The organism is Caulobacter sp. DWP3-1-3b2 (assembly GCF_049896325.1).
Taxonomy (GTDB): Bacteria; Pseudomonadota; Alphaproteobacteria; order Caulobacterales; family Caulobacteraceae; genus Caulobacter.
The window spans coordinates 1-25,131 of record NZ_JAFCUB010000023.1 but is presented as its reverse complement, the minus strand read 5'-3'; the positions used below and the strand labels follow the sequence as shown (position 1 = coordinate 25,131).

Below are 25,131 nucleotides of genomic sequence, written 5' to 3'. Positions count from 1 at the left end.
CCCACCTCCACACGCCCCCCCCCCCCCCCCCCCGCGGCGGGGGCGCCCCTGGGGCCCTCCCTGCCCGGGCACCCACGCCAGAGCTCCCATCCACCAAGGGTTCAAGGCGCAGCCGCCCCCGGTGAAGATGCTGCGGTTCGCTGGAAGCGGGCGTCTTGAGAGTTCGGTAACGCTGGAAGGCTACCATTTACGGCTGCCCAAGAGGGCGGGTTTGCTTTCCAGCGAGTTGCTCGACGCCAGCGAGAACGACTGCTGCAGCGCCGACGAGCTCATCGACGGTGATCTGCCCTCTCGCAGTACCGCAGCCGTCTACGCGCCACATTCTGGGCGTCTCGTAGAATACGGCTTCGGGAACGGCGTCAGCGAGGCTCTTCGCGAAGGGCTTGAACCAGTCTTTCTCACCGCTGATAAGCCAGGGCACATCGACATCGCCCGCTAAGCTTAGACCAAGTACGCCCAAGGATTTGCCGCCGCAGACAATGTTGACGGTTAGGTTTTGCCCGATCGACAAGCTGACGGACGAAATTTTTCTCAGCGAAACAAGCAAATCTCGCAGCGCCTCGATCACGCCCAGAGACGTTTCAGAGTTCATCGACGTCAGCCACCCCTCAATGTCCGGGCGCGTACTCCACTGCGGAAATGTCTGCAGCTTGGCCACTGTTCCGGCGGGCTTGCGGCGGTTGCGCACCAGTCGCGCCAGCCCGTCCCAGTCGTCCACAACTGGGGTTCTCAGCCGAGGGTCGGACAAGCAAAGTTCCTCTATCGTGTGATCTTCTTTTCCGAAGTTACAAGGCCAGCAGGCTGTGACGATGTTCTCCGTCGAACTGTCGCCACCTCGGGCATAGGGCTGTACATGGTCGAGAACGCCGTTCAGGGCGTAAAACGCTGCGTGCTTAGCTCGATCGCCTCCCTTTCCGCTGGGCCAACGGACGATATCGGGGAATAGGGCTGTCAGCAGTGACCGCACCCCCGGCCTGACCACTCGGCAACTGCAATAGCGACATCGGAAACCATCTCGCTTGAAAATAGCTTCAGCGTCCACACCGGTCGGCATTCGCAGCCCTGGATGCTGCAGATGCACTTCGTGCCGAGCCTGACGGGCGTGTTTCTTAAATCCCAAAAGTTCCGCTGTTGGAAGCATCACGAAGGCGGCGTAGGCGTGAAGCGTTCGGATGTCGGCTTGCAGCAGCAAGTCGGCCGCCTTCACCATTTGTTCGTTAAGCACTGCATCCGCCGCCGCGTCGAGAAGACTGGCGGCTTGATCTGCTTCGACGGGTGGCTCCATCAGGCAAGTTCTCATTTTCGGTTGCTCGCATATTGTCTCACCCTCAGGCGAACAATTTTACTTACTCGAAATAGCAAAGTCCAAGTGCGTCGAAAAATACCCATAGCGCTCCGTCCGTCTTGCAGACTCTGTACAAGCCCGGCGCTTTGCCTCTAACCCCCGCACCCCTTCTCAACCCATCGCGCTCGCTCCTCCTCCAGCGCTCTCTGCCACCGCGCCCTCAGCACCCCGGCCCGCTGCCCATGCTTCTCGTCCAGGAACTCGGCCCCCTCGATCCGGTCCGTCCGGAAATTCCGGAAATCGCCGCGCAGCTCGCACCAGCCGATCAGCAGCCGCACGGTGTCCAGATACCCCACCGTCACCGGCCAGATCACCCGCTGGCTGACGGCGCCCTCCACATCGCGATAGTCGAGGCGGATCTTGCGGCCGGCATGGATCCAGGCGCGGGTCTGGGCGATGTCGATGCCGTCCGGCAGGGCCTTCCAGTTCGTGCCGGTCCCCGTGGCGGGGGTCAACACATAGGGCCGTAGCTCCTCGGGCACGGCGGAGGCGATCTTGGCGATCAGGTCGCGGGCGGCGGTGGCCAGAACGGGGTCGCCGCGGCTGGCGACCCACTGGGCGCCCAGCACGGCGGCCTCGATCTCGTCGGGAGTCAGCATCAGGGGCGGCATGTCGTACCCGGCCTCCAGCACATAGCCGACGCCCGCTTCGCCGCGAATGGGCGCCCTCTGACCGACCAGGGCGGCGATATCGCGATAAACGCTGCGTTTGGAGGTCTCCAGCTCGGCCGCCATGGCGTCGGCGGTCACCGGCTGCCGGTTGCGGCGGAGGATCTGGATGATCTGGAAAAGGCGTTCGGCGCGTCTCATGGGTCCACCCTATCCGTCGATGCTGACAGCATGCTGGCAGCAGCATGGCGGTAGCGTCTGAATGTCGCAACACGGCGCCTTCCAGGGACAATGGGTGGGGCGCAGGATCAGGGGATACCGAGATGATCACGCTCTACGCCACCGGCCCCGCCTACGGTCTTCCCGAGGGCAGCCCCTATGTCACCAAGACCGAGATCCACCTGAAGATGGCGGGCCTCTGGTACGAAAAAGTTCCGGCCCGGCCCGAAACCTCGCCCAAGGGCCAGCTGCCGTGGATCGACGACGACGGCGTCAAGGTGGCCGATTCGACCTTCATCCGCGCCTATCTCGAGCGCAGCTACGGGGTCGATCTGGACGCCGGCCTCACTAAGGCCCAGCGCGCCCATGCCTGGGCGATCGAGCGGATGGTCGAGAACCACCTGGGCTGGGCCAACTGCCATTTCCGGTTCTCCGACGACGACAACTTCGCCAAGGGCCCGGCCCATTGGTTCGACGGCATGCCGGGCGAGGCGCGGGCCGACGCGATTGACGGCTTGCTGGGCGCCGTGCGGAGCAATCTCAACGCCGTGGGCATGGGCCGCCATTCGCCCGACGAGATGGTCGAGCTGGCCGCCTGGTCGCTGACCGCCCTGTCGGAAACCTTGGGGAACAAGTCGTTCTTGATGGGCCATCGGCCGACCAGCGTCGACGCCATCGTCTTCGCCATGCTGGCCCAGATCCTGACGCCGTTCTTCGACTCGCCCATCCGTCGCCGGGCCGAGGGCTTCCCCAACCTGGTGGCCTATGCCGAGCGGATGATGGCCGGATATTACCCCGAGTTCGCGCCGCAGGTCTGCAAGGCGGCTTGAGGCGCCGGGGAACCGGAACCTTGAGACGCGCGCTCCTCAAGCTCGGGCGAGCCGGTCGCCCGGTTTGCGGAGTGGAAAACATGAAGCGTAGCAAGATCTTGGTCGCCGCCTCGGCGATCGCTTGCGTGACGTCGCTGGGGGCCTGTTCGATGATGGGCGGCGGCGGCATGGGTTATTCGCCGCGCCTGGAAACCAAGGCCTCCGACGAGAAGGCCTTCGCCACCACCTTCGCCGCCTGCCGCGATCAGGTGCGGGCCGGCAAGACGGACAGCTTCCCGATCTCGCGGTCCAGCGCCACCGCGCGCGACGCCGAGCCCGGCCAGACCGGCCTGATCCTCAAGGTGCCCTATGACAAGGCCAAGGGCGGGTCCAAGGCCGCGCGCATGGCCCAGGACAACGCCCACAAGATGGCGATGGACAAGTGCCTGGGTGAGAACGGCTACAAGGTGGCGGCCTGGGATCCGGCTTCGCAGTAAGGGTTGGCGGGGTGGAGGCCATCCCAAATTCTCTTCATCCCGGCGAAAGCCGGGACCCAAGCCGAGTCTGGTGGTTGCGCTGTGCCAGACGGCCCGCTCAGTTTGGGTCCCGGCTTTCGCCGGGATGAGTGGAAGTTGAGGCGCCGTGGCGGGACGCACCCCGGAATCAAGAAGGCCGCCCGTCCCGGACGGGGCAGGCGGCCATTCTGATGGGCCGGCTTGAAGGTGTCTAAGCCGCGCGGGCCATGCGGTAGGTGTCGATGCGCTGGAAAATCGCGGCCATGGCGGTGTGGGCCGGTAGGTGGTCCTCGGTGATCGCGCCCTCGGCGAAGATCAGGGCCAGGCGATCGCGGGCCCGGCTGACCCGGCTCTTGATCGTGCCCAGGGCCGCGCCGGTGATGTCGCTGACTTCTTCATACGACATGCCTGCGGCGCCGATCAGGATCAGGGCCTCGCGCTGGTCGGCAGGCAGCATGTCCAAGGCGCGACGCAGTTCGTCTAGCTCCAGCGCGGCGGTCGGGTTGGACACCGAGATCAGGGTGCGCTCGGCCACTTCCGGATCAAGCGAGCACGAGCGCCACGAACGGCGCTTCTCGGAATAGAAGACGTTGCGCAGGATCATGAAGGTCCAGGCCTTCAGGTTGGTGCCCGGCGTATAGGAGTCGCGCGACGCCAGCGCCTTGGCCAGGGCGTCCTGGGCCAAGTCGTCGCCGTGGGTGGCGTTGCCGCACAGCGAGCGGCCAAAGGCGCGCAGGTGAGGGATCAGGGCGACGAGCTCGCGCTCGAAGGTCAGCTTGGTCGAAGTTTGATCAGTCATGGCTTAGGTCCCCGTTCTGTTGATAAACGCGGCCGGCGGCGAATGGCTCCGCTTGATTGAAAATTTAGTGGCGATCGAACGACAATCAGTTGTCGACGGCCAGCACCCGGATGCCGCGCGTTCGGCCCTCGTCATCGGTCCAGCGGAAGGTCTCGCCGGCGGTCATGCCGATCAGCGCAGCGCCGACCGGGGCGACCACCGAGACGCGATGGTTGTCGATGCTGGCGTCGCGCGGCAGGCTAAGGCGCACCGTGCGGTCCTGGCCGCTGGTCAGGTCTTGGTAATGGACGGTCGAGCCGATGCCGGCAAAAGGGCGGGGTGCTTGCCCGGGTTCAACGATAAGGGCGCGGTCCATTTCGCCGGCCAGCACGCGGCCGCCCAGGGCGCGACCGCCGTTGGCGTCGGCCAGGTTGGTGAGGATCTCGTGGTCGGCCTGCGTCACGTAGATCGTGGGCAGGGCATGGGTGGAGAAGGTTTGAGTTGAAAGGATAGTCATATTGGCTTTCTGGAGTGTGGCTTGAGCCTCGGCCGGCGACGTTCAGGTCGCGCAGATGCGGAGGCTCGGTGAGCGCGCGCCCTATGGCGCGAGCGTCTGGTGCGACGCGGAGCTCTGAGGAAAGGCGGGTGGATCCGGAAAACGGATATCCCGCTTATTCTGGGTCGCCGAAGCCGTGGTTTGCGCGGTGCGCGAGCTTTGGGGATCAGAGGCCTGCGATCAGGCGGCCGGCGGGGTGCGAAAGGATCGCGAAGCCCACAGGATGACTGGTAGATGGGGAGCCTGACCGCCGATGTCAAATCGGGCTGGGCCCGCCGACTGGCGTTCAGAGGCAGAAGGTGGAAGGGTTGGTGGATGCTGTAGGGATTGAACCTACGACCCCCTCGGTGTGAACGAGGTGCTCTCCCGCTGAGCTAAGCATCCGCCGTGTCGGTGAGGTTTGAAGTCCTCGCCGCGAGAGGGACGGGCCTATAGCCCGGTCGTTCCCCGACCGCAAGAGGTCAAAAGCCGGACGCAGGCCTCCTGGACCTCGGAGAAGGCGTGTATCAACAGATCTCCGCCTAGGGTTTCGACCGGGGCTTCGGTATAGCCGAACGACACCAGCAGGGTCGGCACGCCGGCCGCCTTGGCCGAAAGCACGTCGTTGATGCTGTCGCCGACCATCACGGCGCGGGCCGGATCGCCGCCGACCGCAGCGATCGTCGCCAGCACGTGACGCGGGTCGGGCTTGGGGGCGGGGGCGTGGTCGGCCCCGACCACGGCGTCGAAATATTGGGTCAGGTCCAGGGCGTCGAGCAGGGCGATCGACAGGTGGGTCAGCTTGTTGGTGCAGACCGCCAGCCTGGCGCCGACCGTGCGCAACGACACCAGGGTCTCGACCATGCCCGGAAAGGGCGTGCTCTCCTGGGCGATCCGGCCCAAATAGAGGGCGATGAAGCGCTCGACCAGGGCGGGCGCGCTCTCGGCGTCCAGCGGCGCGCCGGCGGCGGCGAAACCGCGTTCCAATAGGGCCTTGGCCCCGCGCCCGACCATCTTGCGCACGTCGTCGAAGGGCAGGGGCGGCAGGCCCTCTTCGCCAAGGATGATGTTCAGCGAGGCGACGAGGTCGGGGGCGGTGTCGACCAAGGTGCCGTCGAGGTCGAAGGCGATCGTCGCGCCGCGCAGAACGTCAGTCGTTAGAATGTCGTTCTGGGCATGCATGGCTCTGGCCTTTCGGCTAAACGCGCGGCTAATGCAACTTTGGTCCGCGCTTTCGGAGTCGCTTCGCCCATGACCAACGCCGTTTCGCCTCCAGTGCGCCCGCGCGCCGCCGTCATTCTCGCCGCCGGCCAGGGCACGCGGATGAAGTCGCCGACCCCCAAGGTGCTGCACCGGATCGGCGGAAGAACCTTGCTGGACCACGCCATCGACACCGCCCAAACCCTCGGCTGTGAGCGGATCGTCGTGGTGGTCGGCGTCCACAGCCCGGCGGTCGGCGAGCATGTCCGCCAGCGCCTGGGCGAGGGCGCGACCGTTCTGCAGGACCCGCCGCTGGGAACCGGCCACGCCGTGCTGGCCGCGCGAGACGCCCTGGCCGATTTCGACGGCGACGTGGTGGTGACCTATGCCGACTGCCCGCTGCTGACCGCCGCAGTGGTGGAGCCGCTGTTCGCTCTGCGCGGCGGTTCTTCGCGTGGGGGAGGCGCCGACGTCGCGGTGCTGGGCTTCGAGGCCGCCAATCCCGTCGGCTACGGGCGGTTGATCATGGCCCCCGGCCATGTGCTGCTGCGCATCGTCGAGGAGAAGGACGCCGACGAAACCGTCAAACAGGTCAAGCACTGCAATTCCGGCGTCCTGGCGGCCGACCGCGCCACACTCTTCGACCTGTTGGCCCAGGTCGGCAACGACAACGCCAAGGGCGAATACTACCTGACCGACGTGGTCGGCCTGGCCCATGAGCGGGAGTTGGCCACCCGCGCCGCCTTCGCGCCCGAACCGGCCGTGCAGGGCGTCAACTCCCAGGCCGAGCTGGCCGCCGCCGAGGCGGTCTGGCAAGCGGCGCGCCGCCAAGCCCTGCTGGTCGAGGGCGTGACCATGCCGGCGCCCGATACGGTGCATCTGAGCTGGGACACCAGGCTTGCGGCCGGCGTCACGGTCGAGCCCTTCGTGGTGTTCGGTCCCGGCGTCAGCGTCGCGAGCGGCGCGGTGATCAAGGCGTTCAGCCATGTCGAGGGCGCGGCCGTGGGGGAGGGAGCCTTGATCGGTCCCTATGCTCGCTTGCGGCCTGGCGCGGAGATCGGCCCGGAAGCCCACATCGGCAATTTCGTCGAGGTCAAGAAGGTCAAGGTCGGGGCTGGCGCGAAGGCCAATCACCTGAGCTATCTGGGCGACGGTTCGATCGGGGCGAAGGCCAATATCGGGGCCGGCACGATCTTCTGTAACTATGACGGCTTCGAAAAGTTCGAGACCCATGTCGGCGAGGGGGCCTTCATCGGCTCCAACACAGCGCTCGTGGCGCCCGTAAGGGTCGGCGACGGGGCAATGACGGGCTCCGGCTCGGTGATCACCCGCGACGTCGCGGCCGGCGCCCTGGCCGTCGCCCGCGCGCCGCAGAGCGACAAGCCGGGCTGGGCGGACAGGTTCCGGGCCCTGAAACTGGCCAAGAGGGGGAAAGCATGAGCGCCGAAGATCAGAAGCGGATTTCGGGCGAGGCGGCGGCGCAGCTCGTCGACAGCGGCATGGTGGTGGGCCTGGGCACCGGCTCGACGGCGGTCTGGTTCGTGAAAGCCCTGGCGGCGCGCAAGCTGGACGTCCGCTGCGTGCCGACCTCGGAAGCCACCGCCAGCCTGGCCCGCGAGCTCGGCATAGCCCTGGTGGCGCTGGACGATGTCAAGAGCATCGACCTGACCGTCGATGGCGCCGACGAGATCGGTCCTGGCCTCAGCCTGATCAAGGGCGGCGGCGCGGCTCTGCTGCGCGAGAAGCTGGTCTGGGAGGCGTCCAAGCGCTGCGTGGTCATCGCCGACGCCGCCAAACACGTGAAGACCCTGGGCCGGTTCCCGCTGCCGATCGAGGTGGTGCGCTTTGGGCACCTCCATACTGGCCAGCGCCTGGCCGACATCGCCGCCGAGTTCGACCTGTTGCCGCCGCGCCTGCGGATGGCCGATCGCGGCGTGGTGGTCACCGACGGCGGCAATGTGATCTACGACATGCAGCCCGGCGTGATCGCCGAGCCGGCGGCCCTGGCCGGCGCCCTGAAGACCGTGACCGGCGTCGTCGATCATGGCCTGTTCCTCGACCTGGCCGACGAGGCCCTGCTGGGAACCGACCAAGGGGTGGTCAAGCTGGTCCCCTAGACCCATATCCGCCGTCTTCCGGTCTCGCCGAGGCCGCCCTGATCTGAACGCACCCCGGAGCCTGTCATGGCTGAGTACGACTTCGACCTCTTTGTCATCGGCGCCGGTTCGGGCGGGGTGCGGGCCGCGCGGGTGGCGGCGATGAGCGGCGCCAAGGTGGCCGTGGCCGAGGAATACCGGGTCGGCGGCACCTGCGTGATCCGCGGATGCGTGCCCAAGAAGTTCATGGTCTATGCCAGCGAGGTCACCAGCCAGCTGAAGACCGCCAAGGGCTATGGCTGGACCATTGAGGGCGCCAAGTTCGACTGGAAGACCTTCCTGCAGGACAAGGACGTCGAGATCGCCCGGCTGTCGGGGATCTATGTCACCAATCTGCAGAAGGCCGGCGCGCACCTGCTGCACGGCCGGGCCCTGATCGTCGACGCCCACACCGTCGAGGTGCTGCCCAAGGATGGCTCCGAGGACGCCGGCCGCTATACCGCCCACAAGATCCTGATCGCCACCGGCGGCAGGCCCTGGCGTCCGGACTTCCCGGGCGCTGACCTGGGCATCACCTCGGACGAGGCCTTCCACCTGGCCGAACTGCCCAAGCGGGTGATGGTGGTGGGCGGTGGCTATATCGCCGTGGAGTTCGCCTCGATCTTCAACGGCCTGGGCGTGGAGACGACACTGCTCTATCGCGGCGCCAATGTGCTGCGCGGCTTCGACGACGACGTGCGCTCGCACCTGGCCGACGAGCTGGAGAAGCGCGGGATCAAGGTGGTGCTGGGCTGTGACCACCAGAAGATAGAGAAGACCGAAGCCGGCCTGGTCAGCACGCTCAGCAACGACCTGACCTTCGAGACCGACGTGGTGATGTTCGCCACCGGCCGCGACCCCTATGTCGAGGGGCTGGGCCTGGAGAAGGTCGGCTTGACGCTTAACGAACGCGGGGCGATCGTCGTCGATGACTTCTCCAAGACCACGGCCGAGAACATCTGGGCCGTCGGCGACGTGACCGATCGCATCAACCTGACGCCGGTGGCGATCCGCGAGGGCGCGGCCTTCGCCCAGACCGAATTCCACGACAATCCGACGAGCTTCGACCACGACATGGTCGCCTCGGCGGTATTCTCGCAACCCCCCGTCGGGACGGTGGGCATGACGGAGGCGCAGGCCCGCCACGCCTTCGGCAAGGTCGACATCTATCGCGCCGTGTTCCGCCCGATGAAGGTGACCTTCTATGGCGGCCAGGAGCGCTGTTTGTTCAAGCTGGTGGTCAAGCAGGACGACCAGAGGGTGGTGGGCGTACACGTGGTGAGCCCGGACGCGCCGGAGATCATCCAGATGGCGGCGATCGCCGTGAAGATGGGTGTCACCAAGGCGCAGTGGGACTCGACCTGCGCGGTCCACCCCACCCTGGCCGAGGAGCTGGTGACGATGCGCGAGAAGTACATGCCGTCGGAAATGGGCGGCACATGATCAGACAGGCCTCGATCGTCGGCGGCGCCTCGGAGCGGCCCACGCCTTGGCTGGGCGGCGTGGCGATCTTCGTGGTCGTGATGACGTCACTGCTGGCCTATCTGGGGCCGCTGGGTTTCGCGCCGCTGATGGCGCTGGCCGGCCTTCTTTGCCTGCCGGGCCTGAGGCTGACCCGCGCCGCCGCCCCGCCTCTGCTGATCCTGGTGGCTCTGGCCCTCTGGGCGGCGACCAGCATGATCTGGAGCCCGGCGGCGATCGATCCTTCGACGCTGAAGGACTATGACGACATCGAGGCCCTGACCGCCCTGAAGCTGCTGTTGCAACTGGCCAGCTACGGCGCGGCCGTGGTCGCGCTGCGGGGCCTTTCGGAAAGGTCGGCCGAGCGGGCCGGCATGATCCTGGCCTATGGCATGACCGCCCTGGCCCTGCTGGTGGTGATCGACGCCTTCGCCGGCGCGACGATCTATCAGCAGTTTCGCCAACTCACCGGAGTTCCGATCCGCGCCGACCTGGCCCTGGTCAAGGTCTCGACCGCCACCTACGCCCTGGCCCTGCTGATCTGGCCGGTGACGTTGATCCTGTGGCGGCGCAACGCCCCGCGCGCGATCTGGGTGCTGGTCGCCGCAACCTTGGTGGCCTCCAAGATCGTCAGTTCCGACGCCTGCCTAGTCGCGCTGGTTCTGGGCTCCGTGGCCTGGCTGATGGTGCGTTATGGCGGCGCGCTGGGACCACGGGTCCTGGTCGGCCTGGTGGCCCTGCCGTTCGTTGTCGCGCCCCTTGCCGTGCTGGTCGGGGTGGAGACCGGCGTGATCGCCTGGCTGCACAAACTGGTTCCGGCTTCCTGGGACGCCCGGCTCAACATCTGGACCTTCGCCGCCGACCACATCCAGACCCATCCGTTTCGCGGCTGGGGCCTGGACGCCAGCCGCACCTTCGGCGCTGCCATTCCGCTGCACACTCACAACGCCCAACTTCAGTTGTGGCTGGAGCTGGGGGCGATCGGCGCGGCCCTGGCGGGGGTGTTCTTCTGCTGGTTGGCCTACGCTGTCGTACGGACCGCCGAGCGCTCGCGGGGCGAGGCTGCAGCGGCGGCCGGGGCCTTGGTCAGCTATCTGGTGATCGGGGCCTTAAGCTTCGGGGTCTGGCAGGAATGGTGGCTCGCCCTGGGCGCCTTGACCCTGATCGCCTGCGGCCTGATGCGGTTCGGCAGCCGACCGGATGGCGAGAATTTGGTTAAACTTACCCCATTGGGCTAAATAACGGGGTTTCGTCGCAATAATTTTGCTTTTGCCGCGCGGCCAGGATAGAAGCCGCTCCCTTTTGAGAAGTTCGAGACCGTCATGACCAGCCGTTGGACCCCGTCGTCGTGGAGAGCCATGCCTGCGAAACACGTCCCGACCGACTACCCGGACATGGGTGCGGTCGATCGCGTGGAACAGACCCTGCGCCAGATGCCGCCGCTGGTCTTCGCCGGTGAAGCGCGCCGCTTGAAGAGCCTGCTGGGCGACGTGGCCGAGGGCCGCGCCTTCCTGCTGCAGGGCGGCGACTGCGCCGAGAGCTTCAAGGAATTCCACGCAGACAACATCCGCGACACCTTCCGCCTGATCCTGCAGATGGCGGTGGTGCTGACCTTCGCCGGCGGCAAGCCCGTGGTGAAGGTTGGGCGCATCGCCGGCCAGTTCGCCAAGCCACGCTCGGAACCGATCGAGACGATCGACGGCGTCACCCTGCCGTCCTATCGCGGCGACAACATCAATGGCATGGACTTCACGGCCGCCGAGCGCATCCCCGATCCGGACCGCCTGCTAAAGGCCTATGGCCAGTCGGCCGCGACCCTGAACCTGCTGCGCGCCTTCGCCAGCGGCGGTTATGCCGACCTGCACAACATCCACCGCTGGACCCTGGGCTTCGTGGGCGACAGCCCGCAGGGTGCGCGCTACCGCGAGCTGTCGGACAAGATCAGCGAGAGCCTGACCTTCATGGCCGCGATCGGGGTCACGCCCGAAAGCCATCCGGGTATGCATCAGGTGGAGTTCTTCACCAGCCACGAGGCCCTGCTGCTGGGCTTCGAGGAAGCCATGACTCGCGTCGATAGCACCTCGGGCGACTGGTACGACACCAGCGCCCACCTGCTGTGGATCGGCGAGCGCACCCGCCAGCTGGACGGCGCCCACATCGAGTTCATGAAGGGCGTCAAGAACCCGATCGGCCTGAAGTGCGGTCCGACCATGGAGGGCGACGACCTGCTGCGGCTGATCGACGTGCTCAACCCGCATAATGAGCCTGGCCGACTGACCCTGTACGGCCGCTTTGGCTCGGACAAGATCGCCGACCGCCTGCCGCGCCTGATGAGGGCCACCAAGGCGGCCGGCCGTTCTGTCGTCTGGGCCACCGACCCGATGCACGGCAACACGCTGAAGGCCTCGACCGGCTACAAGACCCGGCCGTTCGACCGAATCCTGGCCGAGGTGAAGTCGTTCGTCGAGATCGCCAACGCCGAGGGCGTTCACCCCGGCGGCGTGCATCTGGAAATGACTGGTCAGAACGTCACCGAGTGCATCGGCGGCGCGCGGGCGGTGTCGGAGGGCGATCTCGCCGACCGCTACCACACCCATTGCGACCCTCGGCTGAACGGCGAGCAGGCCTTGGAACTGGCCTTCCTGGTGGCCGAAAAGCTGAAGTCGGCGCGCGAGGATCAGCGACGCCTGGCGACGGGATAACGGCATTACCTTAGTCTTGGCCATGGGTGGTTCGCGGGTATAGGCGTCCTTCCAAGAAGGAGGCGACGCCATGGCTAACGTCTCGATATCCCGGCGCCACACTGCGGCGGCGCTCGCCGCCCTTGCCGCGCCTGGCGTTGGCTAGGCTGATCAGCAGGCGCCCACGCCGCCGTCGAGCGCGCCGACCCGCGTGCTGGGTGGTGCGCGCCGGTTGACGGTGCAGGTCTTCCTGAATGGCCAGGGACCCTATCCCTTCCTAGGCGACACCGGCGCCGGCGTGTCGGTCATTCCCGCCGTGCTGGCCGACAGCCTGGCCCTGCCGCGAGGGCCGGACGTCAGCCTGCACGGCATAGCCGGCGCCCAGAGGGTGCGCACCGTGGCGCTCGACACCATCCGGGTGAGCCGCCGCGAGCGCAGGCATCTGAACCTGTCGGTCCTTCCGGAACGCTATCTCAATGCGCCGGGCCTGTTGGGCATGGACTGGCTGGGCGAGCGGGGGCTGACACTGGACGTGGCGGGCAAGCAGCTGCACGTCGGGCCAGCCTGCCCAAGACCGATGAGCTCAGCGTCACGGCGCCCACAAAGCTGCGTCTCCGCGGGTTGGCCTTGATCGAGGCCCTGGCCGCCGGGGTCCCGACCCTTGCCTCCCTGGACACAGGCTCCACCACCACGGTCGGCAACGGGGCTTTGATGGACATCGCCATTTAGCGACGGGGCGTCACCAGCGCCTGGACCGAAACCCAACTGGCCAGCCTGACGGGACAAATGCCGGACGGTCGCTTGGCCGCGCTCAAGCGTCTGAAGCTGGATCCGATCAGCCTGATCAACCTGCCCGTGGTCTTTGGCCCGGTTCATACCTTCGATTATTGGGGGACTTCCGCCCGGCCCGCCCTGCTGCTGGGCATGGACGTTTTGAGCATCTTCGAGACCGTTTTGCTCGACTATCGGCGGGGCGCTGTCCATTTTCAACTGTCGCGGTCATCGGTGGACTCGGCCATGTCTTGACCGGTCGCTCGCCGCTCTCCAATGGTTGTTTGAACGGAGTGCGTCGATGAGTTTGCCGGCCAGGTTGAAGCGTGAACTGCGGTTCCTGAAAGGGCTTACGCGGACCCTCAAGCGCGTGAAGTCCATCGCTCCCGACAGCGGCAACCTGATCTGCGATGACCTGGAAGCCGCCGTCGACAAGTGGTCGGGCAGCCCGGCCATCACCTTCGAAGGCAAGACCGTGAACTACGGCGAGCTGGACGCCATCGCCAACCGCTATGCCCACTGGGCCAAGGACCAGGGGATCACGCGCGGCGCCACCGTGGCGCTGTTCATGCCCAACCGGCTGGAATATCTGGCCATCTGGTATGGCCTGTCCAAGGTCGGGGTCGCCACCGCCCTGATCAACAACCAGTTGACCGGGCCCGCCCTGGCCCACTGCCTGAACATCTCCCAGGCCCTGCACTGCATCGTCGACGCCGAGACCTCGCCCTGTTTCGAACAGGCGAAGGGGGCGCTGGACCGCCACGTCCAGCAGTGGGTGATGGGACCGGCGCACGGCGACCAGCGCGACCTGGTCAACGCCCTGAAGAGCTGCAGCCATCTACGCCCAGACCGCCTGACGGCGCGCAACGGCATCACCGCCAAGGACACAGCCCTCTACATCTTCACCAGCGGCACCACGGGTCTGCCCAAGGCCGCGCGCATCACCCACATGCGCGCTCAACTCTATATGCGCGGCTTCGCGGGCTCGACCGACGCCCGCGCCACCGACCGCATCTACGTCACCCTGCCGCTGTATCACGCCACCGGCGGCCTCTGCGCCATGGGCGCGGCCCTGCTGAACGGCGGCAGCGTGCTGCTGCGCAAGAAGTTTTCAGCCAGCCAGTTCTGGGACGACTGCGTCAACGAGCGCTGCACGATGTTCGTCTATATCGGCGAGCTGTGCCGCTATCTGGCCAACCACCCCGAAAGCCCCAACGAGCGGGCCCACAAGATCCGGCTGATCTTCGGCAATGGCCTGCGCCCCGACGTCTGGGACACCATGCTCGACCGCTTCAAGGTGGGTGGCGTGCTGGAGTTCTATGGCGCGACCGAGGGCAACGTCTCGCTGTTCAACTTCGACGGCCGGCGCGGGGCGATCGGCCGGATCCCGAAATATCTGCGCAGCAAGTTCAACATCCGCATCGTCAAGTTCGACGTCGAGACCGAGATGCCGGTGCGCGGCTCCGACGGCTGCTGCATCGAGGCGGCGCCCGGCGAGATCGGCGAGTGCATCGGCCACATCGCCAGCGACGCCCGCTCCAACTTCACCGGCTACGCCGACAAGGCCGCCACCGAGAAGAAGATCCTGCACGACGCCTTCCAGAAGGGCGACGCCTGGTTCCGCACCGGCGACCTGATGCGCGGCGACAGCGACGGCTACCTCTATTTCATCGACCGGATCGGCGACACCTTCCGCTGGAAGGGCGAGAACGTCGCCACCAGCGAGGTCTCCGAGCGCCTGTCCGGCGTCGAGGGCGTCAAGGAGGTCAATGTCTATGGCGTGCCGGTCGGCGACCTGGACGGCAAGGCCGGCATGGCCGCCCTGGTAGTCGGGCCGGAGTTCGACATCAACGCCCTGGCCGACTATGTCGATCGCGAGATGCCGGCCTATGCCCGTCCGATCTTCGTGCGCCTGCAGCCCGAGATCGAGACCACCGGCACCTTCAAATATCGCAAAATGGACCTGGTCAAGGAGGGCTTCGATCCCGCCAACACCAAGGATCCGCTCTATTTCCGCGATCAGGCCAAGGGCTATGTGAAGCTGACCAAGACGGTCCACGCCAAGATTCTGGCGGGCGGTTACCGGCTGTAGGCGTCCGGGCTCCGTGCAACGCCGTATCTTGAGAGGCGTGGGCATGGGGCGCATGAGGTGGAGCGGGGCATGGTCGGATCGATGACGCGGAGAGCCGGGCTGATCGCGCTGGCGGGGTCCATGGCCTCGGCCTGTTCGCCGCTGTCGCTGTTCGCCACCTTCACACCCAAGGACGCCGCCAAGCTCAGCGAGCACGGCGCCGCCTATGGGACCCTGGAGCGACAGGTGCTGGATGTCTATGCGCCCAAGCGCGAGACGGCCCCGGCCCCGGTGGCGGTGTTCTTCTATGGCGGTTCCTGGGATTCCGGACGTCGGCAGGACTACGGCTGGGTGGGCCGGGCCCTGGCGGCCCAGGGCTTCCTGACGATCGTGCCTGACTATCGGCTCTATCCGGCCGTGCGCTATCCCAGCTTCATCGCGGACGGGGCCTTGGCCGTGCGCTGGGCCATCGAGCATGCCCGGGGGCTGGGCGGCGATCCGGACCGGCTCGTGCTGGTCGGCCATTCGGCCGGCGCCTATATCGCCGCCATGCTGGCGCTCGATGACCGCTACCTGAAGACCGCCGGCGTCGATCCCAAGGTCGTGAAGGCGCTCGCTGGCCTGTCTGGTCCCTACGACTTTCTGCCGCTGGACGGGCCGATCACCCGGCAGACCTTCGGCGAGGCCCGCGACCTGCCCGCCACCCAGCCGGCGCGCTACGCCAAGGCCGGATCGCCGCCGGCCTTCCTGGCCACCGGCGACGCCGACACCACCGTCAAGCCGCGCAACACCGTGGCTTTGGCCGCCGGTCTTCGGGCCAAGGGCGTGGCGGTGGAGGAGCGTCACTATGCGGGGCTGAATCACGCCGACACGGTGCTGGCCCTCTCCAAGCCCTTGCGCGGCAAGGCGCCGGTGCTGGCGGAGATGGTGGGGTTTTTGAAAGCACGGGTGTCGTAAAATTCCGTTCATCCCGGCGAACGCCGGGATGTGGATTCACACTTGAAGTGCACCGCTCCTCAAACGTGAGGTGATCATAGGCTTGTCCCATCGCAACACCTCGGTCAGAGAGTGTTGCACTTCGTTTGTGAACTCAGGGGACCCAGATTCAGCCGGAGCGGCTCGTGGGTTTCACCTGGGCCCCGGCCTTCGCCGGGGAGACGGAAAAGGGGTGAGGGCCCGGCGCCGAGCTGCTGCCCCCTGAACTCGAGAAAACTAGGCCGAGACGCGCTTCAGCGGGCTCTCGATAAGGCCCATGGCCGTGCCGACGTGCTTGAACGCCGCCAGAACCTGGTCGATCTGCTCGTCGGTGTGGGCGGCGCTGACGCTGGTGCGCAGCAGCGGGCGACTGTCCGGGGTGGCGGGCGGCAGGGCTAGGTTCAGATAGACCCCGCTCTGCAGCAAGGCGTTCCACATGCCGATCGCGCTTTCGACATTCGGCATGGTGATCGCCACGATCGGGCTGGAGGTCGGTCCGGTCATGTAGCCCAGGCCGCTCAAGCCGTCATACAGGCGGAGAGCGTTGGCCATCAGCTTGTGGCGCAGCTCGGGCTGTTCTTCCAGGCGGCGCAGGGCGGTGATCGTCGAGCTGACCACAGCCGGGGGCAACGAAGCGGTGAACATGTAGGGACGGCAGGTGACGCGCATGACGTCGAAGTCGTCCATGTCGGACACGCAAAATCCGCCGATGGCGCCCAGGCTCTTGGAGAAGGTGCCGACCACGAAATCGACGTCGTCTTCCACGCCGGCCAGTTCGGCCAGGCCGCGGCCGTGCTCGCCGAGCACGCCCATCGAGTGGGCCTCGTCGACCAGCAAATAGCCGCCCAGCTCGCGCTTCACGGCGGCGATTTCCTTGAGCGGCGCGATGTCGCCGATCATTGAATAGATACCCTCGACCACGATCAGGCGCTCGCCGGGCACGTCCTTCATGCGGCGCAGGCGCTTGTACAGGTCTTCGGGGTCGTTGTGGCGGAAGCGGATGACCTCGGCATGGCCCAGGCGCGCGCCGTCATAGATCGAGGCGTGGCTGTCGGCGTCGAGGATCAGATGGTCGCCCCGGCCCACCAAGGTGGACAGCACGCCCAGATTGGCCTGGTAGCCGGTGGTGAACACCATGGCGTGCTTGCGCTTGTAGAACTTGGCCAGCGCCGTCTCGAGCTCGACATGGGCCTCGAAACTGCCGTTGGCGATGCGGGAACCGGTGGTGCCGGTGCCACGTTCCTGCACGGCCTTGACGGAAGATGCGATCGCCTCGGCGTCGAAGGTCAGGCCCAGATAGTTGTTCGTCCCCAGTAGAATGGTGCGTTTGCCGTTGATCACGCCCTCGGTGGGCGAGGTGACGGCGTCGAAGCGCACGCTGAAGGGATCGGCGCCCGCTAGCCGGATGGCGTTGTAGGCGTCGCGATATGCGATGTGCTTGTCGAAAAGCCCCATTGCTCAGGCCCTATTCCGAAGGTCTTTGATCAGGTCCGCCAAGTCTCCGGCCGTTTCGACCGAACCCAGGCGATCCAGAGGAATGGAGATGTCGAAGGTGTCTTCGAGCTCCATGATGATGTTCATCAAGGCCAAGGAATCGACGGCCAGATCGCGGCCGATATGGGTAACGTTCGTCACCTCGACCGAACGTCCGAGCACCTTGCCCGTCGCCAAGCCAATTTCACGCAAAGTGAGATCCGTAACTGCTTCCATCGAACGCGCCGATATCCCCGACCAAAAACCTACATAACCGAATTGTAACAGCCGTCCTGTCAGAAAATCGCCGTATTCGGCGACTTCTGAGCTTTTTTATCCTTCAACCAACCCTTGGAGCGATACCACCGCACGCTGTGCGCGAATCCCTCCGCCAGAGCGTAACGCACCGGGGGAAAGTCCGGAATCGGATCGTTGCTAGATAGGGCCCAATCCCCGTGAAGCAACTCCCGGGCCTTGCCGGGGGTGAAGATTGAGTCGCTCCCGGTGGCGATCGAGACCCATTTTGAGAAATTCGCCAAAGACTTGATCACCCAGGCGGGAATACGGATCAATCGGGGCGACGTGCCGACCGCCTTGGAAGCGGTCTGCATGAGTTCGATCCAGCCATACCCGCCAAGACGGTCGTCGGACAAGCTGAGCAGGCCAGGACGCGGCAATTTGACCAGATGGGCGAAACGCGCGGCGGCGTCGTCGACATGGATCCAGGCCATCCGCGCCGCGGGGTCGAGTACGGGCAGGAAGGCGCTTCGCGACGCCATTTCGAACAGCCTCAACGTCTCCATGTCGCTGGGGCCGTAGATGGCGGGCGGGCGGACGATGGTCAGGGCGTCGCCGAACGCCTCGCGCGCCGCGTCCTCGCCGCCGCGCTTGCTGCCGGCATAGTCCGACAGGTGAGGCTCGCGCGCCGCCAGGCTGGACACCAGGATCAGTCGCGCGCCGGCCGCCTTGGCCGCCCCCGCGACGCGCCGCGCGCCATCGACATTGGCCCGGTCGAACGCCGCGCGGGAGGGGGCCTTGATCAGGCCGGCCACGTGGACAACGACCTTGGCCCCGTCGCACAGCGCCGCGAGGGCTGGCGCGTCGGCCAGGTCGCCGATCACCAGCTGTGGTTCAAGGTCGGTCCAGGCGGGGTCGGCGATGTCGCGGCGGGCCAACACCCGCACGGTCCAGCCGTCGGCCGCCAGGGCGGTGACCACGCGCCGGCCAAGAAAGCCCGTGGCGCCGGTGACGGCAACGAGCCCCCTGACGGGCGTAGGGTCCATCTTTCAGCCGCTCCCGCCGTAGGCGCCGGCCAGATAGGCGGCGCGGGCCTTGGAGCGGCTCAGCTTGCCGGACGAGGTCTGGGGCAGGGCATGGGCGCCGACCAGTTGAACCTGGGTCTCGACGCTGTGGCGCAGGCGCAGGACGCCGGTGACCTTGTCGATCAGGGCCGCGCGGGTGTCTGCGTCGCCGCCCCGCGCCTGGACGAGCACCACCACCGTCTCTTCGCCGTCGCCGGGCACGGAGAAGGCCGCCACGTCGCCGCTGCGCAGGCTCTCGACCTCGGCCTCGGCGGTCCATTCCAGGTCCTGCGGCCAGATGTTGCGGCCGTTGAGGATGATCAGGTCCTTGCCGCGCCCGGTGATGACGATCTCGCCGTCGATCAGGAAGCCTATGTCGCCGGTGTCCAGCCAGCCGTCGGTCGATAGGACGCGGGCTGTCTCCTCCGGCTGCTCGAAATATTCCCGCATCAGGCTGGGGCCGCGCGCATAGATACGGCCGACGCCGCGCTCGGGCAGCACCACGCCGGTCTCGTCACGCACTTCCAGCTCGTGGCCGGGCAGGGCGGGACCGTTGCGGGCGAAGTCGCGCGAGCGTTCGGCGTCGTCATTGGTGACGGCTAGGTTCTCGCGTTCCAGCCGCTCGACATCCAGGCGCTCCACCCTGAGGCCGCCGCCCAGAGGAGCCATCGACAGGGCGAGGGTCGCCTCGGCCATGCCGTAGCTGGCCACATAGGCCTTGTCCGAGAAGCCGACGGCGGCGAAGCGCTCGGCGAAGGCCTTCAAAGGGCCGGTGCGGATCATGTCGCCGCCCAGGCCGGCGCTGCGCCAGCCCGACAGGTCCAGGTGCTCGATCGAGGCCACCTCCGCGCGGCGCGCGCACAGTTCGTAGCCGAAGGTCGGGCTGTAGGAGATGGTGCCGCCGTTCTTGGTAATCAAATCCAGCCACAGCAGAGGCCGGCGGACGAAGGCTCCAGTCGGCAGCAGATCGACCGACATCTGGCTGGTCATGGGGCTGAGTAGAAAGCCGATCAGCCCCATGTCGTGATAGAGCGGCAGCCACGACACGGCGCGGTCGTGGGGCTTCACCTGCAGGCCGTCGCGGGTGATGGCCACGGCGTTGGCCATCAAGGCCCGGTGGGTGACCAACACGCCGGTCGGAAAGCGCGTGCTGCCCGACGAGAACTGTAGGTAGCAGGTGGCGGCCGGCAGGATATCGGGCAGCGCGGCCCCGCCCTCTTGGGAAGGGGGCGCCTCGGGCAGGTCGGCCAGCGCGCCGGCGAAGTCGAGCGGGGTCTTGGCGGCGATCTCGGCTACCCAGTCCTTCATGCCTGACGGACCGATCAGCCGCTTGGCGCGTGCCGTAGTCAGCATGCGGGCGATCTGCTCGACATAGGCCTCGCGGCCGCCCAGCGGCGCGGGCATCGGCAGGGGCGCGGGGGCCAGGCCCGCATATTGGCAGGCGAAGAAGGCGCGTACGAAATCGCCCTCGGTGTCGGCGATCAGTCCCACGCTGTCGCCGGGCTTTGCGCCACTGGCCAGCAGCCGTCCAGCCAGGTCCAGAGCCTGCTCGCGCAGGGTGGCGTAGGGCAGGGCCTCGACCAGTTCGCCGCGCAGGGAATAGAGGTTGACCCCCGTCTCACCGCTCGCCGCGAAGTCGAGAGCGGCGGTCAGGGTGGGGAAGTCGGCGAGGCGAACGGTTCGCGAAGGGGACGTCGGAGTCATCATCAGGGCACGCCTTTGGCGCCGTTTTTGTCATCGGCGCAAGTTTGTTCATCGCCTGGCGCGGCGGACATCCGGCCCAAGCTTTGCCGCAGAGTGAGGAACATGCCCAGCGCCATGGCGGCGGCAGCGGCCACCAACGCCGCCCCGGCCCCACTCAGGCCGAGGTTCTTGATCAGAGGCACGAGGGCCAGCAGATAGAGGGCGCAGACCACCACGCGGACCCGCAAGGCGGCCCCCGCCTGGTTCAGCGAGACCAGCATCGGCTCCAGCGGCAGGGCTAGCAGGCCGATGGCGGCGGCGGCGACCTGCCAGGTCATGATCCCGGCGGCGGCGGCGAACGGCTTGCCCATCACCAGCGCCAGGAGAGGCTCGCCGAACAGGGCAGTGACCAGCAGCAGGGCCCCGGCCACCGCGCTGCCCATCAGCGCGATCTGGCCGGCCAGCCTGCGCATGGCCGTCTCGCCGCCCGTGGCCCGCAACTTGGCCAGTTCAGGATAGAGCGCCGGCACCAGCAGCTTGGCGGGTTTGGCCATGCCGTCGGCCACCTGTCGGCCAACCCGCCACAGCGCCGCCTGGGCCGGGCCCAGCACCGCCCCGACCACCAGGGTGATCACCTGGGTGAAGGCGGTGTCCAGGCTGCCGTTGAAATTGGTCGCCCAGGCAAAGCGCCAGGCGCCGGGCAGGCCCTCGCTGAGCGGTCCCCGGAAGGTGAACCCGTCCAGCAGCTTGCGCCGCGCCAGGTCCCACCAGGCCACGCCAATCACATACAGGAACGAGGTCACCGTCCCCGCCGCCCAGGCGGCCAGGAACCCGCCGATCGGCGCGTGCAGCGCGAAGGCCACGGCGCAGCCGACCAGGCGCACCGCCGAACTGACCGCCTGCTCGGCGGCCAGGAAGCGGAAGCGGTCGAACAGGCGCAGCAGGCCGACGGCGGTGGCCGAGGTCATCATGGCGATCGATAGGGCGTAGAGCGCAGCGGCCGGCGCCAGCTCGCGCGGCCAGCCCAGGGCTCCGCCCAGCAGCAACGCGCCGCTGACGCCCAGACTCACGCCAACGGCGGCGCCGATCAGGTCGAGCAGCAGCGTGAACCGCAGGACTTGCTGGAAGCGGGATCGATCACCTTGCAGCAACGGCCCGGTCCCGTACTGCAGCACGGTCTGCCAAGACTGGAACTTGGCGACGTCGCCGAGGAACTGGGCGAAGGCGTTGATCAGCACCAGCATGCCCAGTTGAACCGCGCCAAGGCCGCGCGCGGTCAGGGCGATATAGGCCAGTCCGACCAAGGCGTTGACGGTGCGCCCGCCGAGCAGGGTGCCGGCATTGGCCAGGACCCGCTTCAGAACACGAGAGTCCTGGGTCATCGTCCGTGGCGGCTCGACATCGGCAGCCGCTCGACGATCGCGCGGGCGGCGCGGACCGAGGAGGGCGTTTCCTGCAGGTCGAAGCTTTCAGCAAAGCCTCGCACCTGGACGTCGCTATAGGCGCCGTGGCCGCGCCGCGCTGAAGCGATCGCGTCAACCAGGCCCTCGACGCTGTTCAGCACCGGACCATAGAGCCAGTGATGAAAGCTCTCATCGCCCTGCCAGGCGGCGTCCGAGGCATTGAGGAACAGGCACGGCTTGGGCGTGCGCAGGAACTCGTAGACCTGGCTGGAGACGTCGCCCAGATAGAGGTCGGCCGCGCGGGTATAGGTCATGTCGATCGCGGCGGGCCCCCCAAGGTCCAGATGGATGCGCGGATGATCGACGAACGAGGCCAGAGCCTCCACCGTCCGCGGATCCGCGCCGTCGAAGAGGCGGATATGGGGGGCGAAGATCAGATTGTAACGGTCGTCCGCCGCGAAGGCCTCAAGCACCTGCCGACCCCAGCGCGGCCACGAACCCAGGGTGGGATGGAAATGGGGGTTGTACAGCACCACCGGCCTGGCCTGGGCGAACACCGGCAGCGGCGAGCCGGGCAGGGCGTCGATGATGTCGAACTTGGGATAACCGACCATGGCGCAGGTCTGGGGCGTCACCCAGCCCTCGGCGATCATCCGGTCGTACTGCTTGGGTCCGGCGGCCATGACCAGGTCGAAGGCCTTCAGGCGCGGCTCGAACGGCCCGCCGCGATCGCCGGCGCCGTGCTGGGTGTAGACCAGCTTGCAGTCCTTGACCCCGAGCTTGCGCAGCAGGGCGGTGGTGCGCTCGGGCGTGACGACGGCGTCGTAGCGGCCCAAGCGCTGGGCGTTGGCGGCCAGCATCAGGGCCTTGGGCGGGGTCGAGGCGCCCTTTAGCCGCAGGTTCCGCAGCCAGCTTGGCGGTAGCAAACGCGAGGTGATCGGCGCGCCGCCAAGCTGGGCCAGCAAACCACGCACATAGTCCAGGTGCTCGGCCGTGGTGGCGGCGATCTCGACCTCGACGTCCGGCCAGCCGCGCGCCAGAGCGACAGCGATCGGCAGGCTGTGCAGAATCTGGTGGGTCTGGGCGATGAACAGGAAACAGACCCGGGGCCTGGCGCCGTTCGCCTTGGCGTCGGTCTGGATCACTTTTGCGGTGTGATGCGCGTGCGCACCCGGCCCTTGAAGATTACCCGGTCGCCCTTGTCGCTGGCCGAATAGCTGTCGGCCTGGACGGCGCTGTTGTTCGGGCCCAGGCCCTGCACCGCGGCGCCGCCGACCAGGTCGCCGGTGCGGGTGTCGATCAGGGCCTTCTGCGAGGCGAACTGATAGCCCTGGCCATTGTCGATCTTGACGTCGCCGGTCAGCAGCAGCAAGCCCTTCTCCTCCTTATAGACGCCGTCCTTGGACGCGACGTGGGTAGGGGCGTCGGAGCCGTAGCCGCGCGTCAGCTGAGGGGTCTTGAGAAACACCTGGTCGGGATTGGCCGGATCGCGCGTGGCCGAACTGGCGGTGATCAGGAAGGCGCGGCCGTCCTTCATCGCGCCTGTGAAGCGGGGATTGTCCATGCGCAGCGACGCGCCCGAGGCGACGGGCGCGTCCTTGGCCGCCAGGGCGCGGATCGTGCCCTGGCCGACGATGGTCACGGCCACGCCGATGGCGATGACCGGCAGGAGCAGGCGCAAGGCCCGCACCGACGGGCGGTGGCGGTTGCGGTTCTTCTTGCGGATCGGATGGGCGGCGGCGGGGGTGAGGGCGATCATGACTGTACGAACTGTAAGCGACGGATCACCGGATTAAGCCTCCCGGCGCGATCCCCAAAGCGGGAATCCGACCCTGCCTTTCGCCGGGCCGGGGGTCAACGTCCGGAGGCGATCAGGCTGGTGCGTTCCTCCGTGCTCAGCGGCCGCCAGCGGCCCTCGGGCAGGTCGCCCAGCAGCAGATCGCCGATGCGGATCCGCAGCAGATCGACGACGACCAGCTCGACCAGCTCGCACATCCGGCGGATCTGGCGGTTGCGGCCTTCGGTCAGGATGAACTTGAGCTGCTGGCGGCCCACCACCTCGACCCCGGCCGGGCGCAGGGCGCGCTCGTCCAGCTCAAGCCCGTGCCGCAACAGGGCGAGTTTTTCGTCGGTGATCCAGCCATCGACCCAGACCAGATATTCCTTTTCGAGCTCGGAGGCCGGGCCGATCACCGCCTTGGCCACCACCCCGTCCTCGGAGAGGATCAGCAGGCCGCGCGAATCCATGTCCAGGCGTCCCACCGGAGCCAGCTTGTTGTCGAAGCCGGGGATCACGGGGCTCTGGCCGTACAGCGCCTCGCGGGTCAGCAGGCGGACGGCTGGAACCTGGCCGGTGTCGGGCTGGGCCGAGACGATGCCGATCGGCTTGTGGATCATCACCGTCAGGGCGCCTTCCAGCTGCGCCTGGGCGCGGTCGGACAGCACCAGGGTCTGGCCCGGCTCGATCTTGCGGCCAACGTCGTCGACTCGCAGGCCGTCGATCGACACCAGGCCCTGGCTGATCAGCGCCTCGGCCTCGCGGCGCGAACAAACACCGTTTTGGGCCAGCCAGCGGTTGACGCGCTGCGGCTCGGCTTCGTCATAGAGGCGGGTCCAGGCCATGGCGGGGCGTCCAGAGGAGTGAGCGGGCCTGTCTAGGGCCGCGAGGCGGGTCTGGGCAACCGCCATGGGACCTTGGCCGTTTCAGGGACCGTGAAATCTGACTTGGAGCACCCCGATGACCGACCGCGTCGCCAACGAGACCGCCCTGACTGAGGTTATGGAGTTCATGGCCAGCCCCCCCGTCAAGGACACCCCGGAGGACGCCCGGTTCGGGCAGCGTTTGCTGCAGGTCCTGGCGGCCTCGATCGTTGATGATCCGCTCGACGAGGACGACCCCGTTTGCACGGCCGAACTGACGCTGGACGCGGATCTGAGAGCCCGGCTGGAAAAGGCGTCGCTCGAGCGAAACCATAATGCGTTCGGCGGCTATGCCGACGGCATGGGACCGACCTTGGGCGGTGGACTGAACAAGGAATAGGGCCCCGCCCTAGGGTCCAGACTCATTGAGCCCACCAGATGATGATTGCGGCGATGAAGACGGCGCTGGCGAAGATGGCGGCGAGTTTGTCGTAGCGGGTTGCGACGCGCCGCCAGTCTTTGAGCCTG

Annotated in this window: 25 protein-coding genes, 1 tRNA gene and 1 pseudogene; 12 read left to right on the top strand and 15 right to left on the bottom strand. The window is 67.1% G+C overall.

Annotated elements, in window-relative coordinates:
• Positions 1 to 187: 187 nt before the first annotated feature.
• Together ACP7AG_RS14435 and ACP7AG_RS14430 are read right to left on the bottom strand one after the other, a co-directional pair.
• Positions 188 to 1,285 carry an HNH endonuclease gene (locus ACP7AG_RS14435; protein ID WP_426031661.1) on the bottom strand — a complete coding sequence of 366 codons (1,098 nt, stop codon included), beginning with the start codon at positions 1,283 to 1,285 and terminating at the stop codon, positions 188 to 190.
• Between the two features lie 152 nt (positions 1,286 to 1,437).
• Positions 1,438 to 2,154 (bottom strand): helix-turn-helix transcriptional regulator, encoded by a 717-nt coding sequence (locus ACP7AG_RS14430; protein WP_426012820.1) that lies wholly within the window; start codon positions 2,152 to 2,154, stop codon positions 1,438 to 1,440.
• 122 nt (positions 2,155 to 2,276) lie between these two features.
• On the opposite strand from ACP7AG_RS14430, the gene ACP7AG_RS14425 reads away from it, so the two are divergent.
• Complete coding sequence (locus ACP7AG_RS14425; RefSeq protein WP_426012819.1) at positions 2,277 to 3,002, top strand: glutathione S-transferase family protein; 726 nt, start codon at positions 2,277 to 2,279, stop codon at positions 3,000 to 3,002.
• An 80-nt stretch (positions 3,003 to 3,082) separates the two neighbouring features.
• Positions 3,083 to 3,478: a hypothetical protein gene (locus ACP7AG_RS14420; protein ID WP_426031659.1), complete on the top strand. Its 396-nt coding sequence runs from the start codon at positions 3,083 to 3,085 to the stop codon at positions 3,476 to 3,478.
• Between the two features lie 229 nt (positions 3,479 to 3,707).
• Here the strand turns inward: ACP7AG_RS14420 and ACP7AG_RS14415 are convergent, their stop codons facing one another.
• From ACP7AG_RS14415 to gph, 4 genes are all read right to left on the bottom strand, one after another.
• Positions 3,708 to 4,295, bottom strand: coding sequence for a sigma-70 family RNA polymerase sigma factor (locus ACP7AG_RS14415; RefSeq protein WP_426012815.1), 588 nt, complete (start codon positions 4,293 to 4,295; stop codon positions 3,708 to 3,710).
• An 85-nt stretch (positions 4,296 to 4,380) separates the two neighbouring features.
• The gene (locus ACP7AG_RS14410) at positions 4,381 to 4,791 is read right to left on the bottom strand and encodes a GreA/GreB family elongation factor (protein WP_426012814.1); all 411 of its coding nucleotides are present in this window, start codon (positions 4,789 to 4,791) and stop codon (positions 4,381 to 4,383) included.
• A 348-nt stretch (positions 4,792 to 5,139) separates the two neighbouring features.
• Positions 5,140 to 5,214, bottom strand: a tRNA-Val gene (locus tag ACP7AG_RS14405).
• 45 nt (positions 5,215 to 5,259) lie between these two features.
• On the bottom strand, positions 5,260 to 5,991 hold the full coding sequence (gph, locus tag ACP7AG_RS14400; protein ID WP_426012812.1) for a phosphoglycolate phosphatase: 732 nt from the start codon (positions 5,989 to 5,991) through the stop codon (positions 5,260 to 5,262).
• Between the two features lie 69 nt (positions 5,992 to 6,060).
• Here gph and glmU point away from each other — a divergent pair, with 69 nt between their 5' ends.
• The 9 genes from glmU to ACP7AG_RS14355 all read left to right on the top strand — a co-directional run bounded on the left by glmU (position 6,061) and on the right by ACP7AG_RS14355 (position 16,085).
• Positions 6,061 to 7,449, top strand: a complete 1,389-nt coding sequence (gene glmU / locus ACP7AG_RS14395) for a bifunctional UDP-N-acetylglucosamine diphosphorylase/glucosamine-1-phosphate N-acetyltransferase GlmU (RefSeq protein ID WP_426031657.1) — start codon at positions 6,061 to 6,063, stop codon at positions 7,447 to 7,449.
• On the top strand, positions 7,446 to 8,126 hold the full coding sequence (gene rpiA / locus ACP7AG_RS14390; protein ID WP_426031655.1) for a ribose-5-phosphate isomerase RpiA: 681 nt from the start codon (positions 7,446 to 7,448) through the stop codon (positions 8,124 to 8,126). The genes glmU and rpiA overlap by 4 nt, the downstream gene beginning before the upstream one ends.
• A 66-nt stretch (positions 8,127 to 8,192) precedes the next feature.
• Complete coding sequence (gene gor, locus ACP7AG_RS14385; RefSeq protein ID WP_426012806.1) at positions 8,193 to 9,587, top strand: glutathione-disulfide reductase; 1,395 nt, start codon at positions 8,193 to 8,195, stop codon at positions 9,585 to 9,587.
• Positions 9,584 to 10,843, top strand: a complete 1,260-nt coding sequence (locus tag ACP7AG_RS14380) for an O-antigen ligase family protein (RefSeq protein WP_426031653.1) — start codon at positions 9,584 to 9,586, stop codon at positions 10,841 to 10,843. The genes gor and ACP7AG_RS14380 overlap by 4 nt, the downstream gene beginning before the upstream one ends.
• Positions 10,844 to 10,927: 84 nt before the next feature.
• The gene (locus ACP7AG_RS14375) at positions 10,928 to 12,307 is read left to right on the top strand and encodes a class II 3-deoxy-7-phosphoheptulonate synthase (RefSeq protein ID WP_426012802.1); all 1,380 of its coding nucleotides are present in this window, start codon (positions 10,928 to 10,930) and stop codon (positions 12,305 to 12,307) included.
• Positions 12,308 to 12,497: 190 nt separating this feature from the next.
• Positions 12,498 to 12,917 (top strand): retropepsin-like aspartic protease, encoded by a 420-nt coding sequence (locus ACP7AG_RS14370; RefSeq protein WP_426031651.1) that lies wholly within the window; start codon positions 12,498 to 12,500, stop codon positions 12,915 to 12,917.
• 155 nt (positions 12,918 to 13,072) lie between these two features.
• Complete coding sequence (locus ACP7AG_RS14365) at positions 13,073 to 13,312, top strand: hypothetical protein (protein WP_426031649.1); 240 nt, start codon at positions 13,073 to 13,075, stop codon at positions 13,310 to 13,312.
• Positions 13,313 to 13,358: 46 nt separating this feature from the next.
• Entirely contained in the window at positions 13,359 to 15,149 is a 1,791-nt protein-coding gene (locus tag ACP7AG_RS14360) for a long-chain-acyl-CoA synthetase (protein ID WP_426031647.1), read from the top strand.
• Positions 15,150 to 15,218: 69 nt separating this feature from the next.
• A complete protein-coding gene (locus tag ACP7AG_RS14355; RefSeq protein ID WP_426031645.1) occupies positions 15,219 to 16,085 on the top strand; it encodes an alpha/beta hydrolase in 867 nt (288 codons plus the stop codon).
• Between the two features lie 255 nt (positions 16,086 to 16,340).
• Here the strand turns inward: ACP7AG_RS14355 and spt are convergent, their stop codons facing one another.
• The 8 genes from spt to ACP7AG_RS14315 all read right to left on the bottom strand — a co-directional run bounded on the left by spt (position 16,341) and on the right by ACP7AG_RS14315 (position 24,585).
• Positions 16,341 to 17,558 carry a serine palmitoyltransferase gene (gene spt / locus ACP7AG_RS14350; protein ID WP_426031643.1) on the bottom strand — a complete coding sequence of 406 codons (1,218 nt, stop codon included), beginning with the start codon at positions 17,556 to 17,558 and terminating at the stop codon, positions 16,341 to 16,343.
• A gap of 3 nt (positions 17,559 to 17,561) precedes the next feature.
• Positions 17,562 to 17,813, bottom strand: coding sequence for an acyl carrier protein (locus ACP7AG_RS14345; RefSeq protein WP_426012795.1), 252 nt, complete (start codon positions 17,811 to 17,813; stop codon positions 17,562 to 17,564).
• Between the two features lie 59 nt (positions 17,814 to 17,872).
• Positions 17,873 to 18,859, bottom strand: coding sequence for an NAD-dependent epimerase/dehydratase family protein (locus ACP7AG_RS14340; RefSeq protein ID WP_426012793.1), 987 nt, complete (start codon positions 18,857 to 18,859; stop codon positions 17,873 to 17,875).
• A 3-nt stretch (positions 18,860 to 18,862) separates the two neighbouring features.
• Positions 18,863 to 20,584 carry a fatty acyl-AMP ligase gene (locus tag ACP7AG_RS14335; protein WP_426031641.1) on the bottom strand — a complete coding sequence of 574 codons (1,722 nt, stop codon included), beginning with the start codon at positions 20,582 to 20,584 and terminating at the stop codon, positions 18,863 to 18,865.
• Entirely contained in the window at positions 20,584 to 21,942 is a 1,359-nt protein-coding gene (locus ACP7AG_RS14330) for a lipopolysaccharide biosynthesis protein (RefSeq protein ID WP_426031639.1), read from the bottom strand. The genes ACP7AG_RS14335 and ACP7AG_RS14330 overlap by 1 nt, the downstream gene beginning before the upstream one ends.
• Positions 21,939 to 23,108 (bottom strand): glycerophosphotransferase, encoded by a 1,170-nt coding sequence (locus ACP7AG_RS14325; protein ID WP_426031637.1) that lies wholly within the window; start codon positions 23,106 to 23,108, stop codon positions 21,939 to 21,941. Before ACP7AG_RS14325 ends, ACP7AG_RS14330 begins: the two co-directional genes overlap by 4 nt.
• Entirely contained in the window at positions 23,105 to 23,722 is a 618-nt protein-coding gene (gene lptC, locus ACP7AG_RS14320) for an LPS export ABC transporter periplasmic protein LptC (protein ID WP_426031635.1), read from the bottom strand. The genes ACP7AG_RS14325 and lptC overlap by 4 nt, the downstream gene beginning before the upstream one ends.
• Before the next feature lie 95 nt (positions 23,723 to 23,817).
• Complete coding sequence (locus ACP7AG_RS14315) at positions 23,818 to 24,585, bottom strand: pseudouridine synthase (RefSeq protein WP_426012785.1); 768 nt, start codon at positions 24,583 to 24,585, stop codon at positions 23,818 to 23,820.
• Between the two features lie 115 nt (positions 24,586 to 24,700).
• On the opposite strand from ACP7AG_RS14315, the gene ACP7AG_RS14310 reads away from it, so the two are divergent.
• Positions 24,701 to 25,003, top strand: a complete 303-nt coding sequence (locus ACP7AG_RS14310) for a hypothetical protein (protein ID WP_426031633.1) — start codon at positions 24,701 to 24,703, stop codon at positions 25,001 to 25,003.
• A gap of 22 nt (positions 25,004 to 25,025) precedes the next feature.
• Here ACP7AG_RS14310 and ACP7AG_RS14305 read toward each other — a convergent pair.
• Positions 25,026 to 25,131 (bottom strand): annotated as a pseudogene (locus ACP7AG_RS14305) (IS5/IS1182 family transposase); the annotation flags it as partial.